This window comes from Acidovorax sp. GW835-FHT14B10, from assembly GCF_058793725.1.
Genome location: NZ_JBXAGC010000007.1, coordinates 129,340 through 143,801, shown reverse-complemented (window position 1 = coordinate 143,801; position 14,462 = coordinate 129,340). Strand labels below are relative to the sequence as shown.

General features: G+C 64.0%; 15 protein-coding genes. 7 read left to right on the top strand and 8 right to left on the bottom strand.

The features are described 5' to 3' along the window. Window positions 1-138: 138 nt before the first annotated feature. From AC1Q5S_RS07890 to AC1Q5S_RS07865, 6 genes are all read right to left on the bottom strand, one after another. Window positions 139-1,356 carry a M20 aminoacylase family protein gene (locus AC1Q5S_RS07890; protein WP_303834693.1) on the bottom strand — a complete coding sequence of 406 codons (1,218 nt, stop codon included), beginning with the start codon at window positions 1,354-1,356 and terminating at the stop codon, window positions 139-141. After that, window positions 1,356-2,336 carry an ABC transporter permease gene (locus AC1Q5S_RS07885; RefSeq protein ID WP_303834695.1) on the bottom strand — a complete coding sequence of 327 codons (981 nt, stop codon included), beginning with the start codon at window positions 2,334-2,336 and terminating at the stop codon, window positions 1,356-1,358. Before AC1Q5S_RS07885 ends, AC1Q5S_RS07890 begins: the two co-directional genes overlap by 1 nt. Window positions 2,337-2,614: 278 nt before the next feature. After that, window positions 2,615-3,829, bottom strand: coding sequence for a porin (locus AC1Q5S_RS07880; RefSeq protein ID WP_303834697.1), 1,215 nt, complete (start codon window positions 3,827-3,829; stop codon window positions 2,615-2,617). A gap of 339 nt (window positions 3,830-4,168) precedes the next feature. Continuing rightward, window positions 4,169-5,230 (bottom strand): porin, encoded by a 1,062-nt coding sequence (locus AC1Q5S_RS07875; protein ID WP_303834699.1) that lies wholly within the window; start codon window positions 5,228-5,230, stop codon window positions 4,169-4,171. A 366-nt stretch (window positions 5,231-5,596) separates the two neighbouring features. Next, window positions 5,597-5,947, bottom strand: coding sequence for a hypothetical protein (locus tag AC1Q5S_RS07870; protein ID WP_492238595.1), 351 nt, complete (start codon window positions 5,945-5,947; stop codon window positions 5,597-5,599). Between the two features lie 358 nt (window positions 5,948-6,305). Beyond that, window positions 6,306-7,340: a porin gene (locus AC1Q5S_RS07865; protein ID WP_303834703.1), complete on the bottom strand. Its 1,035-nt coding sequence runs from the start codon at window positions 7,338-7,340 to the stop codon at window positions 6,306-6,308. Between the two features lie 485 nt (window positions 7,341-7,825). On the opposite strand from AC1Q5S_RS07865, the gene coq7 reads away from it, so the two are divergent. After that, a complete protein-coding gene (gene coq7, locus AC1Q5S_RS07860; RefSeq protein WP_422204826.1) occupies window positions 7,826-8,443 on the top strand; it encodes a 2-polyprenyl-3-methyl-6-methoxy-1,4-benzoquinone monooxygenase in 618 nt (205 codons plus the stop codon). 43 nt (window positions 8,444-8,486) lie between these two features. Here the strand turns inward: coq7 and AC1Q5S_RS07855 are convergent, their stop codons facing one another. Continuing rightward, entirely contained in the window at window positions 8,487-8,936 is a 450-nt protein-coding gene (locus AC1Q5S_RS07855) for an OsmC family protein (RefSeq protein WP_303834707.1), read from the bottom strand. A 358-nt stretch (window positions 8,937-9,294) separates the two neighbouring features. Here AC1Q5S_RS07855 and ilvA point away from each other — a divergent pair, with 358 nt between their 5' ends. From ilvA to AC1Q5S_RS07840, 3 genes are all read left to right on the top strand, one after another. After that, window positions 9,295-10,854, top strand: a complete 1,560-nt coding sequence (gene ilvA / locus AC1Q5S_RS07850) for a threonine ammonia-lyase, biosynthetic (RefSeq protein ID WP_303834709.1) — start codon at window positions 9,295-9,297, stop codon at window positions 10,852-10,854. A gap of 85 nt (window positions 10,855-10,939) precedes the next feature. Next, window positions 10,940-11,746: an adenosylcobinamide-GDP ribazoletransferase gene (locus AC1Q5S_RS07845; protein ID WP_303834711.1), complete on the top strand. Its 807-nt coding sequence runs from the start codon at window positions 10,940-10,942 to the stop codon at window positions 11,744-11,746. A 98-nt stretch (window positions 11,747-11,844) separates the two neighbouring features. Next, a complete protein-coding gene (locus AC1Q5S_RS07840) occupies window positions 11,845-12,441 on the top strand; it encodes a histidine phosphatase family protein (RefSeq protein ID WP_303834714.1) in 597 nt (198 codons plus the stop codon). Here the strand turns inward: AC1Q5S_RS07840 and AC1Q5S_RS07835 are convergent. Further along, window positions 12,431-12,886: a type II secretion system protein N gene (locus AC1Q5S_RS07835; RefSeq protein ID WP_422204822.1), complete on the bottom strand. Its 456-nt coding sequence runs from the start codon at window positions 12,884-12,886 to the stop codon at window positions 12,431-12,433. The two genes, AC1Q5S_RS07840 and AC1Q5S_RS07835, sit on opposite strands and share 11 nt — an antisense overlap. A gap of 71 nt (window positions 12,887-12,957) precedes the next feature. Here AC1Q5S_RS07835 and gspG point away from each other — a divergent pair, with 71 nt between their 5' ends. The 3 genes from gspG (at window position 12,958) to gspI (ending at window position 14,313) form a co-directional block, all read left to right on the top strand. Then, window positions 12,958-13,398 carry a type II secretion system major pseudopilin GspG gene (gene gspG, locus AC1Q5S_RS07830; protein WP_303834747.1) on the top strand — a complete coding sequence of 147 codons (441 nt, stop codon included), beginning with the start codon at window positions 12,958-12,960 and terminating at the stop codon, window positions 13,396-13,398. A 169-nt stretch (window positions 13,399-13,567) separates the two neighbouring features. Continuing rightward, window positions 13,568-13,957 (top strand): type II secretion system protein GspH, encoded by a 390-nt coding sequence (locus AC1Q5S_RS07825; RefSeq protein ID WP_303834719.1) that lies wholly within the window; start codon window positions 13,568-13,570, stop codon window positions 13,955-13,957. Next, entirely contained in the window at window positions 13,954-14,313 is a 360-nt protein-coding gene (gspI, locus tag AC1Q5S_RS07820; RefSeq protein WP_026436619.1) for a type II secretion system minor pseudopilin GspI, read from the top strand. Before AC1Q5S_RS07825 ends, gspI begins: the two co-directional genes overlap by 4 nt. Window positions 14,314-14,462: the final 149 nt, after the last annotated feature.

The window sequence follows — 14,462 nt, the reverse complement described above, 5'->3', positions numbered from 1 at the left end:
GCCCGAAAGGCGCGTCAAAACGCCGCTGATCCTGGGCTGCAGAAGCACAGCCATAGCGCCGGCTATGGCGCGCATTTGCAACGACGAGCAGGGGGTTTTGGCGTGCAAGGCGGGCATAGGCAAAAGGCTCTCAACCGCTCAGGGTGCCTGCAAAGGCATGGCCTGCTCGATCAGGCTGGCATGCAAGGCCGACCCCAGTGGCAGAACCTCGTCGTTGAAGTCGTAGCGGCTGTTGTGCAGCGCGCTGCCACTGGCGCCCGTGCCCTGCCCCAGGCGCAGGTAGGCGCCGGGTCTGGTCTGCAGCATGAACGAAAAATCTTCTGCGCCCATGCTGGGTTCCAGGTCGCGCACCACATGGTCGGCGCCCACCAGCGACTCGGCCACGTCGGCGGCAAACACGGCCTCGCTTTCGGTGTTGATGGTGGCGGGGTACATGCGCTCGTAGTGCAGCGTGGCCGTAGCGCCAAACCCCAGGGCAATGGCGCTGCACAGCTCCTGGAGGCGTTGCTCCACTATCTCCTGCACCGCCGGATCGAAGGTGCGCACCGTGCCAACCAGCGTGGCGCTGCCCGGCAGCACGCTGAAAGCGCCCAGGTCGCCCGCCTGGATGGCGCACAGGCTGACCACGGCGCTGTCAATGGGCCGCACGTTGCGCGACGCAATGCTCTGCGCCGCGGTGATGATGTGCGCCGCCACCAGCACCACGTCCACCGTCTGGTAGGCATGTGCGCCATGGCCGCCGCGGCCGGTGATCTCGATGGTGATGCGGTCTGCCGCCGCCATCATGGGCCCCGGATTGATGCCCACGGTGCCCGGCTTCATGGCCGGCCAGTTGTGCATGGCAAAAACGGATTGCACCGGGAACCGGTCGAACAAGCCGTCTTCCATCATCACGCGGGCGCCGGCAAAGCCCTCTTCGCCAGGCTGGAAGATCAGCACGGCGGTACCGTCAAAATTGCGGGTTTCGGCCAGGTAGCGGGCGGCACCCACCAGCATGGCGGTATGGCCGTCGTGCCCGCAGCCATGCATGAGGCCCTGCTTGCACGATTTCCAGGAAAAATCGTTGTGCTCGGTAATCGGCAGTGCGTCCATGTCGGCGCGCAGGCCCACCATGCTGCCGCTCGATTGGCTGCGGCCCCGCACCACAGCCACCAGGCCCGTGCGGCCAATGCCCTCGTGGATTTCATCCACGCCGCACAGCTGCAGCGCCTCTTTCACGCGCCGCCCCGTGTACACCTCTTCAAAACCCAGCTCGGGGTGGGCATGCAGGTCACGGCGAAGGGCCGTCAGTTCGGGGTGGTATTGCGCAATATGGGCAAAGGCGCGGCCGCCAACTTTCCAGCGGGGGTTGTGCATCAGTGTCCTCCGGCATGGCCCACGCGCAGGCGCGGATCGACCACAAAATACAGCAGATCCACCACCAAGTTGATCACCACAAAAATCAGCGCAATCAGGCACAGATAGGCGGCCATCACCGGGATGTCGGCAAACGTCACGGCCTGGATGAACAGCAGCCCCATGCCTGGCCACTGGAACACCGTTTCGGTGATGATGGCAAAGGCAATCAACCCGCCCAGCTGCAGCCCGGTGATCGTCATTACCGGCACCAGCGTGTTCTTGAGCGCATGGCCAAAATGGATGGCGCGGCTGGACAGGCCGCGCGCGCGGGCAAACTTGATGTAGTCGGTGCGCAGCACCTCCAGCATCTCGGCGCGCACCAGCCGCATGATGAGCGTGAGCTGGAAAATCGCCAGCGTGATGGCCGGCAGCGTGATGTGGTGCCAGCCCTTGGCCGTCAAAAGCCCCGAGGTCCACCACCCGATGTGCACCACCTCGCCGCGGCCAAAGCTCGGAAACCAGCCCAGCGTCACCGCAAACACCAGAATCAGCAGGATGCCAATGAGAAATGTGGGCAGCGACACGCCCAGCAATGACAAGGTCATGAACGCCTGGCTGATGAACGTGCCGCGCTGGAGCGCCGCATACACCCCCATGGGGACCCCCACCAGCAGGGCCAGGGCGGCGGCCACCAGGGCCAGCTCCAGCGTAGCCGGGAAGCGCTCGGCCATGAGGCGCGAAACCTTGGCACCCTGGCGCAGGCTCAGGCCAAACTCGCCCTGCGCGGCATTCACCAGAAAATGCCAGAACTGCACGAAGAAGGGCTTGTCGAGCCCCAGGTCGGCGCGCAGGCTGCGAATCTGCTCAGGCGTGGCATCCTGACCCAGCAGAAACACCACCGGATCGCCCACATACTGAAACAGCATGAAGGCAATGAAGGCCACGGTGACCATCACCATGACTGCCTGGATCAGGCGACGCAAAATAAATGCAAGCATCAGAAAAGCGAAGAATGATGGACCATGCTAACAGGGAAGTTTCTCGCAACAACCCATGGTTTTCGATCACTCCGCGCCACAAAACGCCAGTGCATCCGTCGCCTCCACACAGGCACCAGGCCACCGCAGCCCAGCAGCGGGCAACCGCAGCAATGCACCCATTCGTGCGCTGGCGACAAAAAGAAGAAAACCGGGTCGCTCTGGCGAGCGACCCGGTTTTTCCTTGGAAACCAGCGCTGCCCTGTCACCAGAGCAGCGCCCCTCTCCCACCAGTTGATTTAGAAGCGATGGCGCAGGCCTGCGGTGACGCCTGTGCGCGTACGGGCACCGTTGGCAGCCAGCGCCATGCCGTCACCGCCGCTGACGCGGGTATGGTCCACAGCGAAATAGGCATCCGTGCGCTTGGAGAATGCGTAATCCACGGCAGCCACCAGGAAGTTGGCCTTGCCGTTGTAAACACCCGAAGCCGAGCCGGACTGCTTGGCATGGTAGTAATGCACGCCCCCATTGATCTGCGGCGTGATCTGGTAGCCAAAGCCCACCTTGAACATCTCACGCTTGTTGGCGTGGTTGACCAGACCCACCACGGTAGCGGGCCTGCTCGGGTCTGCCGTGGCGCCTGGCACAAAGCCGCCACTTGAAGGGCTCATCCAGAAGGCACCGAGGACGGCGCTATCGATCACGCCGGCCACGCTCAGCGGATAGTTGCCCTTGCGCTTGTTCTCCGCGTAGCCCAGGTTCACATACAGCGGGCCGGAACGGTACGAACCACCCAAGGTCCAGGCATCCACCTTGGTGCCGCCCGGCAATCTGGTGTTCAGGTAGCCCAGGCCGGCAGAAAGACCATCGGCTGAATAACGCAGGTAACCGCCAGCCGTCCGGATGGCGCCGGTGCTGACCGCAGCCGCGCCCATCCTGTCAACCGTGCTGCCTTCATCGAAAGAATACTGCAGCGAGCCGCGGATCGCTCCGACCTCGGCCATGTACTTGATCATGTTGTTGGCACGCGAGCCCATGGACATGCCCAATTCGGGCTTGTATGCCTCCATGTACGGCGAATAGGGAAAGGAGGCGTAGGTCGTGGTCACCAGGTCGAACAGCATGTTGTACTGGCGGCCCACGGTCAGGCGACCCAGGCTGCTGCTCTGCAGGCCCACCCAGGACTGCTGGAAATAATTGGCGGCGGCCACGGTGCCGCTGTCGGCGAGAAAGCGGTGCTCCAGATTGGCGATCGCCTTCAATCCGCCGCCCAGATCCTCGGTGACATTGATACCCAGGCGGCTTTGCGACATGCCGCCACCAATCATCTGGTCCAGCGACTGGCCTCGGTCGGTGGCCGGACCTTCGTTGGTGGTATGGCGATAGGCCACATCAACGATGCCGTACAACTGCACGCTGCTCGCGGGGGCGCTGGCGGTCTGCGCGCAAGCGAAGCTCGAAGCCAGGGCAACGGCCCCGAAAGCGAACAGCTTCTTGATATCGGTTTTTTTCATGGGTCGCGTCTCTTTCCGTGGTTGAGGGGATGCCGATTGAGTGTAGTAAAGGCACGCCCGTTCGTAAGTGCTTGTGGCGTAATGCTTACACAGGCTTTCCCTAATAGAACGATCGTTCACTTATTTAAAAATCATGTATCACCCCGGTCTGGCACGAGCGCGGGTGACTTTGCGGCTCCGCTTGCCGGGCCACTTGCAGAGAAGCGCAAGTGGATCGCAATAACCGGCCGGTAACTCACAAAGCACAAGAAAGAAACATGCCCCCATGAAAAAAGCCACCCGTCTTGCGACGGGTGGCTTTATCAGCTTCGTGAATGCTGGCACCCGGCCAGCAATTCATCAGAAAGCGTGGCGGATACCGACTTGCACGCCGGTCTGGCTTTCACCAGCGCCGGGGCCGCCGGTGTTCAGGTTCTTGGCAGTCAGACCCATGTTGGAAGCATCCTTGTTGTCCATGAATGCCACCGTGCCGTACACAGCCGTGCGCTTGGACAGGTTGTGGACATAGCCCAGGCTGATGTGGTGGGCCTTGGAGTCGGTGGCCTTCTGGTCGTACAGAGCGTATTGCAGCTTGACTTCGCCAGCGCCCACGGGAGCCGACACGCCCAGAGCGTATGCGTTCACCTTGCGATCACTCAGACCTGGACGGTCGTCTTCGGTGCGTTGCAGGATGGCAATCAGCTTCGCAACCTTCAGGTTGTATGAGCCAGCCAAAGTCAGGGAATTGCGGTCAAAGGCAGCAATCGGGGCGGGGCTCGTAACAGCACCCACACTGCGCTCGTCGTACGACGCAGCCACGCTCAGAGGGCCGTTGTCATAGGCAACGTAACCACCAATGTAACGGCCACCCTTGCCAGTCGTCTGCTCGTCAAAGCCATAACCCAGACCAGCGGTGAAACCACTGAAGTTGGGGGTGTAGTAGCTGATCATGTTGTTCGAACGAACGCCGTTGCCGGAGTCACCACCCGTGCCGTACCAGTTGCCGGTCCAGCCCATGAAGTGACCGACACCGACTTGGCCGAACAGGTCATAAAGGGCGGTCTTGCTGTAGCCGGGGGTCAGTTCACGACCCATGCGGACTTCACCGAAACCGCCCATCAGGCTTACCGTGGAACGGCGCTGGAAGTTGAAGCCAGCAGCATTGCCGTTGTCACCGGTGATTTCGCCTTCGAGCCAGAAACCGGCCTTCAGGCCACCGCCCAGGTCTTCCACGCCACGGAAGCCGAGGCGGCTGGTGGCGTTGCCGCTGGTGGTCAGGCCGTACACGCTGTCGCCAGCTGCATTGGCGTGGTCCACGTAGCCGACGGCCGTGTCAACGATACCGAACAGGGTCACGGAAGACTGGGCCATTGCGGCACCAGAGGCTGCCAGCACGGCAAGGGCGATCAGGGATTTTTTCATTGAGAACACTCCAGAATTGAACAGGGGACTTCGTTTTGGTTGGGCCCGGGTACCGCCTTACCCCAACCCAGCCGCTCCAGGAAACAGGTTCCTTGATGGACGCTATTGCCTCAGAACCCCGAAAAACAAACTTCTCGCAGACTTCCCCACCAGAAAAGTGAGCATTGGCGTCTGCCTCTCGGGACCGAAGCAATGCCTCTATTCAACCAATGACCCCTTGCTGGCACCTATTCGGGTTTACCCGTTTCCCCTTTTCCCATTGCGCAACACCAAAAATCGTGTCGCGCAAAAAAATGAACGACAGGGCCATGAAAAATGCAAAAAAAACCATGAATTCAGTTGTTTTTTCAACACAAAATACACTTTTTACTCTTGTGTCACCCAATTGTTTTCATCATTTTTCTGTTGCGATTGATTCAAACAAGTGTTCAGTGAACGCAACACAACACCAAAATTCTCAGGGCAAAAACAAAACACTGTCTCAAAAATGAAACAAAATGTCCTGAATTTCCGACGATCACCCATCAACCGATCGACTTTCCTACCGCGCAGCCCACCAAAGAAGACGCAACTTGGTGTTTGCGCCAGTCCAAACCACATCCCCCAGCCCCACACATGGCGTCCGGCCAACAGCACCGGGGCGATGATGACTTGGGCCGTTTGCTCGATGTCGGGACCGTCCACCCCGGCTGCGACTTTGTTGGCCTTGCCCCGCATCCATGCTGTAACAGGCTCTATCTCGTCAGCACCACCCCCTGCAAGCGGCCTGTGCCTGCGATCCACTTTGCCGACCCCGTGCCCCGGTGTTCATGGAGCGGACCGCAGGCTTCGTCACTGGCTGGGGCACACCGCCTCACCCCGCGCTGTGCCTGCCCCGATTGCGCTCGCATTCGCGTTCACAATGCTCGGTCGCCCTCACGCAGTTGCGCTTCAGGTCACTCACCGTGCCCAGCTCCCAGCGGCACTTGCACCCACAGGTGTGCGCCCATGCTGGGCGCACCATGAAAAAAGCCACCCGTCTTGCGACGAGTGGCTTTATCAGCTTCGTGAATGCTGGCGCAAGGCCAGCAACTCATCAGAAAGCGTGGCGGATACCGACTTGCACGCCGGTCTGGCTTTCGCCAGCGCCAGGGGCTCCGGCGTTGCTCAGACCCTTGACAGACAGGCCCATGTTGGAAACATCCTTGTTGTCCATGAATGCCACCGTGCCGTACACAGCCGTGCGCTTGGACAGGTTGTGGACATAGCCCAGGCTGATCTGGTGGGCCTTGGAGTCGATGGCCTTCTGGTCGTACAGAGCGTATTGCAGCTTGACTTCACCAGCGCCCACAGGAGCCGACACGCCCAGAGCGTATGCGTTCACCTTGCGCTCGGCCAGGGCACCACGGTCATCCTTGGTCTGCTGGAGGATGGCGATGGCCTTGGCAACGCCAAAGTTGTAAGAACCACCCAGGGTCAGCTTGTCGCGCTCAACGGTGCTGGTCAGGTTGGCACGGTCAAACGACAGGGCCACGCTCAGAGGACCGTTGTCATAGGCCACATTGCCACCAACGTAGCGGCCAGCCTTGCCGGTGGTTTGCTCGTCAAAACCGTAGCTGATGCCACCGGTGAAGCCGCTGAAGTTGGGGGTGTAGTAGCTGATCAGGTTGTTCTTACGGATACCGTTGGCATCGGCAACCGTTTCATCCCAGGCGCCCCAGCCCATGAACTGGCCGATACCGGCTTGGTTGAACAGATCGTAGCTGCTGGTCTTGCTGTAGCCAGCAACCAGTTCACGGCCCAGGCGGACTTCACCGAAGTTGCCCATCAGGCTGACGGTAGAACGGCGCTTGAAGTCGAGGCCGGAAGAGTTGCCGACGTCACCGAAGAGTTCGCCTTCGAGCCAGAAACCGGCCTTCAGGCCACCGCCCAGGTCTTCCACACCGCGGAAGCCGATGCGGCTGGTGGCATTGCCGCTGGTGGTCAGGCCATACACGCTGTCGCCAGCTGCGTTGGCGTGGTCCACATAGCCGACGGCCGTGTCAACGATACCGAACAGGGTCACGGAAGATTGGGCCATTGCGGCGCCGGAAGCAGCCAGCACAGCCAGGGCAATCAGGGATTTTTTCATTGCGAGTTACTCCAAGGTTAAACATGGGCACCGGTTCGGAGGTCTGGGGCGCAGCGCCAGCACAGTCCCACCGGTTCCCCGGGCCAACCTCCTGGTGGGGAAGTTGGTGTTATTGCACCAGACGGGGCGCGGTTGCGCAAAGGAAATCACCGCACAGGGTCAATTTCGTTGCGGCATTGCAACAATTCATCTTCATCGCAGAAGCCCTGCGCAACATGGCGCCATGCCCATACTCCCTGGAGCGACAAAAAATGTCGCCATGCAGCCCCTCATTGGCGGCAGCCACCACAGAAACCATCGCCAATTACCCCAAGACAACCCCTTCTGTCTGTAACAACTGTCGCATTCTCCTCGGGCATCCTTGCAACACCCCCGGAACGTTGCAACACTTCGTCGCATTGACCCCCAGTGCGCAACCGGGAAGTGGATTTGTAAAAGCATATTCCGTACCCGCCACCGCCAATTTTTCTTCCAAGAGATTTGCCATGGACCCATTCCTTTGCGCCGCAGACACCGCGCTGCGCACCCTGTTTGCCAAACCCCATGCCATGGAGACCTCACCCGCCGAGCCCTTTGCCGAAGCCGCACTGAATCCCGCGCAAAAGCGCTTGGCGGGCGCGCTGATGCGGGTGAACCATGTGGGCGAGGTGTGCGCCCAGGCCCTTTACACGGCGCAGGCAGCGGTCACGCGCGATGCCCGGTTGCGCAGCCACCTGCTCGAATCGGCCCGCGAGGAAACCGACCACCTGGCCTGGACGCAGCAGCGGCTTGATGCCCTGGGCGCACGGCCCAGCCTGCTCAACCCGCTGTGGTTTGCGGGCGCCTTCGCGCTGGGCCTGGTGGCCGCCAAGGTGAGCGACCGTGTGAGCCTGGGTTTTGTGGTGGAAACCGAAAACCAGGTGGCAGAGCACCTGCAGGGCCATCTGGAAAAGCTTCCGGCCGAGGACCTGGCCTCACGCGCCGTGGTCAGCCGCATGAAGAACGACGAAGAGCGCCACGCCGCCAATGCGCACGATGCCGGGGCCGTGGCCCTGCCAGCGCCCGCCCGCCTGATGATGAAAATGGCCGCCAAGGTGATGACGACCACGGCGCATTACGTCTGAACCAGGCGCGGCCCTGGAACGCACGCAGAACCTGTTCACGATCTCAGACCTCGACGATCTCGAACCCGGTGGTGATGCGTGCCGTCTTGCCCAGCATGATGCTGGCAGAGCAGTATTTTTCGTGGCTCAAGGCAATGGCGCGCTCCACCACGGCGGGCGCAAGGCCCTTGCCCGTCACGGTGAACTGCATGTGGATGGCGGTGAACACCTTGGGATCCACATCGGCCCGTTGCGACGTGAGCCTGACACTGCAGCCGCGTACATCGTGGCGGCCGCGCTGGAGGATCAGCACCACGTCGTAGGCGGTGCAACCGCCGGTGCCCGCCAGCAGTGTTTCCATGGGCCGGGGCGCCAGGTTGAGCCCGCCATTGGCCGGATTCGCCGCATCGGGCGCGCCATCCATGGCCAGGATGTGGCCACTGCCTGTTTCGGCCACAAAGCCCATCCCTGAGCGCGTTCCGGCGCCGCCGGTCCAGCTGACTGTGCATTCCATGTCTGTCACTCCTTGTTGGTGCGTGGCTTTTTTGACGAAATGGGCCCGCCATTTCAAAAATATACGGTGAATTTTGCTGCATTGCAGCACCCGACGCGCTAGAATAGCGCCATGCGTTGCCCTTTCGGGAAGAAAGGGTTGGTAGCCCAAGGCCACCAACAGCCGCAATGCACTGATTGTCTCCTCCATCTCCTCAAAGGATGGATTCAGCCCTGGGCCTTACCGCCTGGGGCTTTTTTTTGCCTGTGCGCCGCCCAGCACTGTACGGACAGGCCCCGCCCCTGCCGGGCCGTCAGGCGTTGCGCCTATGATGGCTGCCCCGCCACCTTCGCTGCGGCGGCACACACCCTGCCATCCCATGACCCAGCCTCTCACCCCCCTCGATTACCTGAAGAAGATCCTGACCGCGCGCGTCTATGACGTGGCCGTCGAGTCAGCCCTGGAGCCCGCCAGGAACCTCAGCCGCCGCCTGCACAACAAGGTGCTTTTGAAACGCGAGGACCAGCAGCCGGTGTTCAGCTTCAAGCTGCGCGGCGCCTACAACAAGATGGCCCACCTGGCGCCCGAGCAGTTGCAAAAGGGCGTGATCTGCGCCTCGGCCGGCAACCACGCGCAGGGCGTGGCCATGAGCGCGCGCAAGCTGGGCACGCGCGCGGTGGTGGTGATGCCCACCACCACGCCACAGCTCAAGGTGGATGCCGTGCAGGCGCTGGGCGGCGAGGTGGTGCTGGCGGGCGACAGCTATTCCGATGCCTACGACCACGCGGTGCGGCTGCAGCAAGAGCAGGGGCTGACCTTTGTCCACCCTTTTGACGACCCCGACGTGATCGCCGGCCAGGGCACGATTGCCATGGAAATCCTGCGCCAGCTGCAAAAGCTGGGCAGCAACCAGCTCAACGCCGTGTTCGTGGCGATTGGCGGCGGCGGCCTGGTGGCAGGCGTGGCCAATTACATCAAGGCGGTGCGGCCCGACATCAGGGTGATCGGCGTGCAGATGAACGACTCGGACGCCATGCTCCAGTCGGTCAACGCGCACGAACGCGTCACGCTGGCCGATGTGGGCCTGTTTTCCGACGGCACGGCCGTCAAGCTGGTGGGCGAGGAAACCTTTCGCATCGCCCAGGGCCTGGTGGATGAATTCGTCACCGTGGACACCGACGCCGTGTGCGCCGCCATCAAGGACGTGTTCGTGGACACGCGCAGCATCGTCGAGCCCGCCGGGGCCCTCGCCGTGGCGGCCATCAAGCAGTACGTGGCCAAAAACAAAACCCGGGGTGAAACCTACGCCGCCATCCTGTGCGGCGCCAATATGAACTTCGACCGCCTGCGCTTCGTCGCCGAGCGCGCCGAGGTGGGCGAAGAACGCGAGGCGCTGCTGGCCGTCACCATTCCCGAAGAGCGCGGCAGCTTCCGCCGCTTTTGCGAGGTGGTGGGCGGCCTGCCCGGCGGCCCGCGCAACGTGACCGAGTTCAACTACCGCATCAGCGACGCCCAGCGCGCCCATGTGTTCGTGGGCCTGGCCACGCACGGCAAGGGCGAGTCGGAAAAGATCACCAGAAACTTCGAGCGCCACGGCTTCGAGTCGCTCGACCTGACGCACGACGAACTCGCCAAGGAACACCTGCGCCACCTGGTGGGCGGCCACTCGGCGCTGGCGCAGGACGAGCGCCTGCTGCGTTTCGTGTTCCCCGAGCGGCCCGGCGCGCTGCTCAAGTTCCTGAGCCTGATGCAGCCCACCTGGAACATCAGCCTGTTCCACTACCGCAACCAGGGCGCCGACTACGGCCGCATTCTGGTGGGCCTGCAGGTGCCGCCCGAAGACGCCGCAGCGTTTGATGCCTTCCTGGCCACGCTGGGCTACCCGTATGTGGAAGAAACGCTGAACCCGGCCTACCGGCTGTTTTTGCGCTCCAAGTGACCAGGATATTGCGCAAAATGACTGCGGGCGCTTATCCATCAAGCGCCCGCAGCTATCTAATTTGACATCCCCACGGTCCCGCACCATGCAAGCCCTGCGCCACTACCTGCTGGCCGTGCAGTTTTTCACCCGCATCCCCGTCACCGGGCGGCTGGCCGGCTGGGTGGGCTACAGCCCGGCCATGCTGCGCGCCAGTGCCGCGCATTTTCCGGGCATCGGCTGGCTGGCGGCGGCGCTGGCGGCGGGCGTGTATGCCGCGCTGCACGCAGCCCTGGCGCCCAACCCGATGGCGCCGGCCGTAGCGGCGGTGTTCTGCACCATCGCCACGGTGCTGATGACGGGGGGGTTTCACGAGGACGGCCTGGCCGACGTGGCCGACGGACTGGGCGGCAGCCATGACCGCGAGCGGGCGCTCGACATCATGAAAGACTCGCGCATCGGCGCCTTCGGGGCCATGGCGCTGGTGCTGGCGCTGCTGGCCAAGGTCAGCCTGCTGGCGCTGCTGGGTGCGCACAGCCTGCTGGCGGCGGTGGCGGCACTGGTGGGCGGCCATGTGCTGTCGCGCCTGTGGCCGCTGTTCATCGTGCGCGGGCTGCCGCATGTGGGCGACACGGCCCGGTCCAAAAGCAAACCGCTGGCCGATCAGATCTCGGGGGGCGCCCTGGCGGCCGCCATGTTCTGGTGTTTGATGCCGCTGGCGCTTGTATGGCAAACGCATTCAGCTATTTATTTAATAGCATCTTTCACGGCAAGTGCGCTGGCTGCCGCGTGGCTGGCGCGCTGGTTCGCGCGGCGCCTGCAGGGCTTCACGGGCGATTGCCTGGGCGCCACGCAGCAGGTCAGCGAGATCGGGTTTTACCTGGGCGCGGCGCTGGCTCTGCGATGGATGTAATTCCGTTTCCAGACCCTTCGTGTCTAGGCGCGAAGCCGCAGACAGTGCTGCAGCACGGCAAGGCGAAGCAACAACGACACGGAGGGTCTGAAAATGGAATGAGCCCGCCCGCCGGCGCCCGCCTGTGGCTGGTGCGCCATGCACAACCCCTGGTGGCACCGGGCACCTGCTACGGTGCAGTCGATGTGCCAGCCGACGCCGCAGCCACCCGCGTGGCCGCACAACGCCTGGCAGACGCCCTGCCGCCGAAGGCGCGGGTCTTTCATTCAACGCTGCAAAGATGTGCGCTGCTGGCGCATGACCTGCAAGCGCTCAGGCCCGATTTGGCCTCCAATCCCGACGCTCGCCTGCGTGAAATGGACTTTGGCCACTGGGAAGGGCGGGCCTGGGAGCACATCGGCAAAACGGCCATCGACGCGTGGACGGCGGCCTTTGCCACCTACGCACCCGGCGGTGGCGAGAGCCTGAGCGCCATGCTGGCCCGCGTTTCGCTGGCCTTGCGCGCCGCGCAGCCACAGCCCGCAAAGCAGGCAGCGCAGGACGTGGTGTGGATCACCCACGCCGGCGTGGCGCGCTGCGTGGCCTGGCTGCAGGCCCGTGGCGACGGCGTCTGGCCCCGGCCGGAGCAGTGGCCGGCGGCTGCGCCAGCGTGGGGCGAATGGGAAATCCGGAACCTGGACCGGCTCAGTTCTTGAGGGGCATGTCCAGCGTCAGCGTGGCGGGGCCATCGACGCTGGCGCCCAGCCGGGCCTGGCGCGGGTCCAGCGACTGCAGCACCAGCCCCTCGTCCACGGCGGCGCCCACGCGGAACGGCTTGGCCGGCTTGCCGTCCACCGCAATCAGCGCGGCACCACCGCCGCTGCTGCGGCCCGCCAACACACCGATCAGTGCAAACCGGCTGGCCAGCGAGGCCACGGGCGCCCGACCCGCCACCGCATCGGTCGCGGCCGGCACACCCAGCAGGCGCGCCATGGCATGGGCATCGGGTGCCACGGGCGCGGGGGCCACGGCCGGCACCGCCAGCCCCACGGGCCGTGCCGACAGGCGCAACCCCCAATAGACCACGCTGGCGCCCGCCAGTGCCCAGAGAGCCAGAGTCCCCAGGCGCACGCCCCATTTGCTGTGTGTATTGGTCACCATGCGGGGATTATGATTCACGCGATCCGACCCTCCCGAGACCGCCTGCAGTGAACAAATCCTCCGCCCTCCCCCTGCGCCCCGCCCGCAGCCGCCTGGCCACGCACCTTGCGCGGGGCTTCACCCTGATCGAGCTGATGGTGGTGCTGGTCATCATCGGCGTGCTGGCCGCGCTGATCGTGCCCAACGTGCTCGACCGCGCCGACGACGCGCGCGGCACCGCCGCCCGCACCGACGTCACCAACGTGATGCAGGCGCTCAAGCTGTACCGCCTGGACAACCAGCGCTACCCCACGGCCGAACAGGGCCTGCAGGCGCTGGTCGCCAAGCCCACGGCCGGCCCCATCCCCGGCAACTGGAAACCTTACCTCGAAAAGCTGCCCAACGACCCCTGGGGGCGCCCTTACCAGTACCTGAACCCCGGCATCAAGGGCGAGATCGACGTGATGTCGTTCGGCGCCGACGGCCAGTCGGGCGGCGAGGGCAAGGACGCGGATATCGGCAGCTGGCAGTGACCCGCCTTCTTTCCCCACGCATCCCAGGCCCATGAAACTGGCGCGCCCCCGGCCAGGGACGCCGTGGAACTGGCTTTGCCAGGCCACTGGCGTCGTCCCCCTTCCCGCGCGCAGCGCGAGAGAGGGGGGAAGCCGCGTAGCGGCTCAGGGGGGCTTTACCCTCCTTGAATTGCTGGTGGTCATCAGCATCATGGCGTTGGCCACGGCGGGCGTCAGCCTGGCGCTGCGCGACGGCGGACAGACGCAGCTGGAACGCGAAGCGGCACGGCTGGCGGCCCTGCTGGAATCGGGCCGGGCCCAGTCGCGCGGCACGGGCGTGCCGGTACGCTGGCGCGCCGATGCGCAGGGTTTCCGGTTCGAGGGCCTGCCCGCCGGCACGCTTCCCACCCAGTGGCTGGATGCCGGCACCACGGTGCGCGGCCCCGCCACCCTGCAACTGGGGCCCGAGCCGCTGATCGGGCCGCAGCAGGTGCTGCTGGCCCACCAGGCCCACCCCGAACGCACGCTGCGCGTGGCCACCGACGGCCTGCGGCCTTTCGCGGTGGAGCCACTGCCATGAAAACGCCAGAACAGGGCTTTACCCTGGTCGAGGTGCTGGTGGCGCTGGCCATTGTGGCCATTGCCCTTCTGGCGGGCCTGCAGGCCACCACGGCGCTGACGCGCAATGCGTTGCGGCAATCGGACATCGTGCTGGCCCAGCTCTGCGCCGAGAACGAACTGGTCAAGGCCCGCCTGTCGCGCCAGATGCCGGGGGTGGGCGACAGCACCCAGCCCTGCGAGCAGGCGGGGCGACGCTTCGATGTGGCCGTGATCGTGCGGCCCACGCCCAATCCGAGTTTTCGGCGCGTGGATGCGCAGGTGTTCGATGGCGAGAACTCGGTACTGCGCCTGTCCACCATCGTGGGTAGATATTGAAATGACCCCCACGCTCCCGCACTGCGTGTCGTCGCTGCCCCCCGAGGGGGCCCAACCCGCCTTCGGGCGGCCGGGCGGCGGGTTGACAAGGCCCCCACGGTCGCGCACTGCGTGTCGCTCGCTGCCCCCCGAGGGGGCCCAACCCGCCT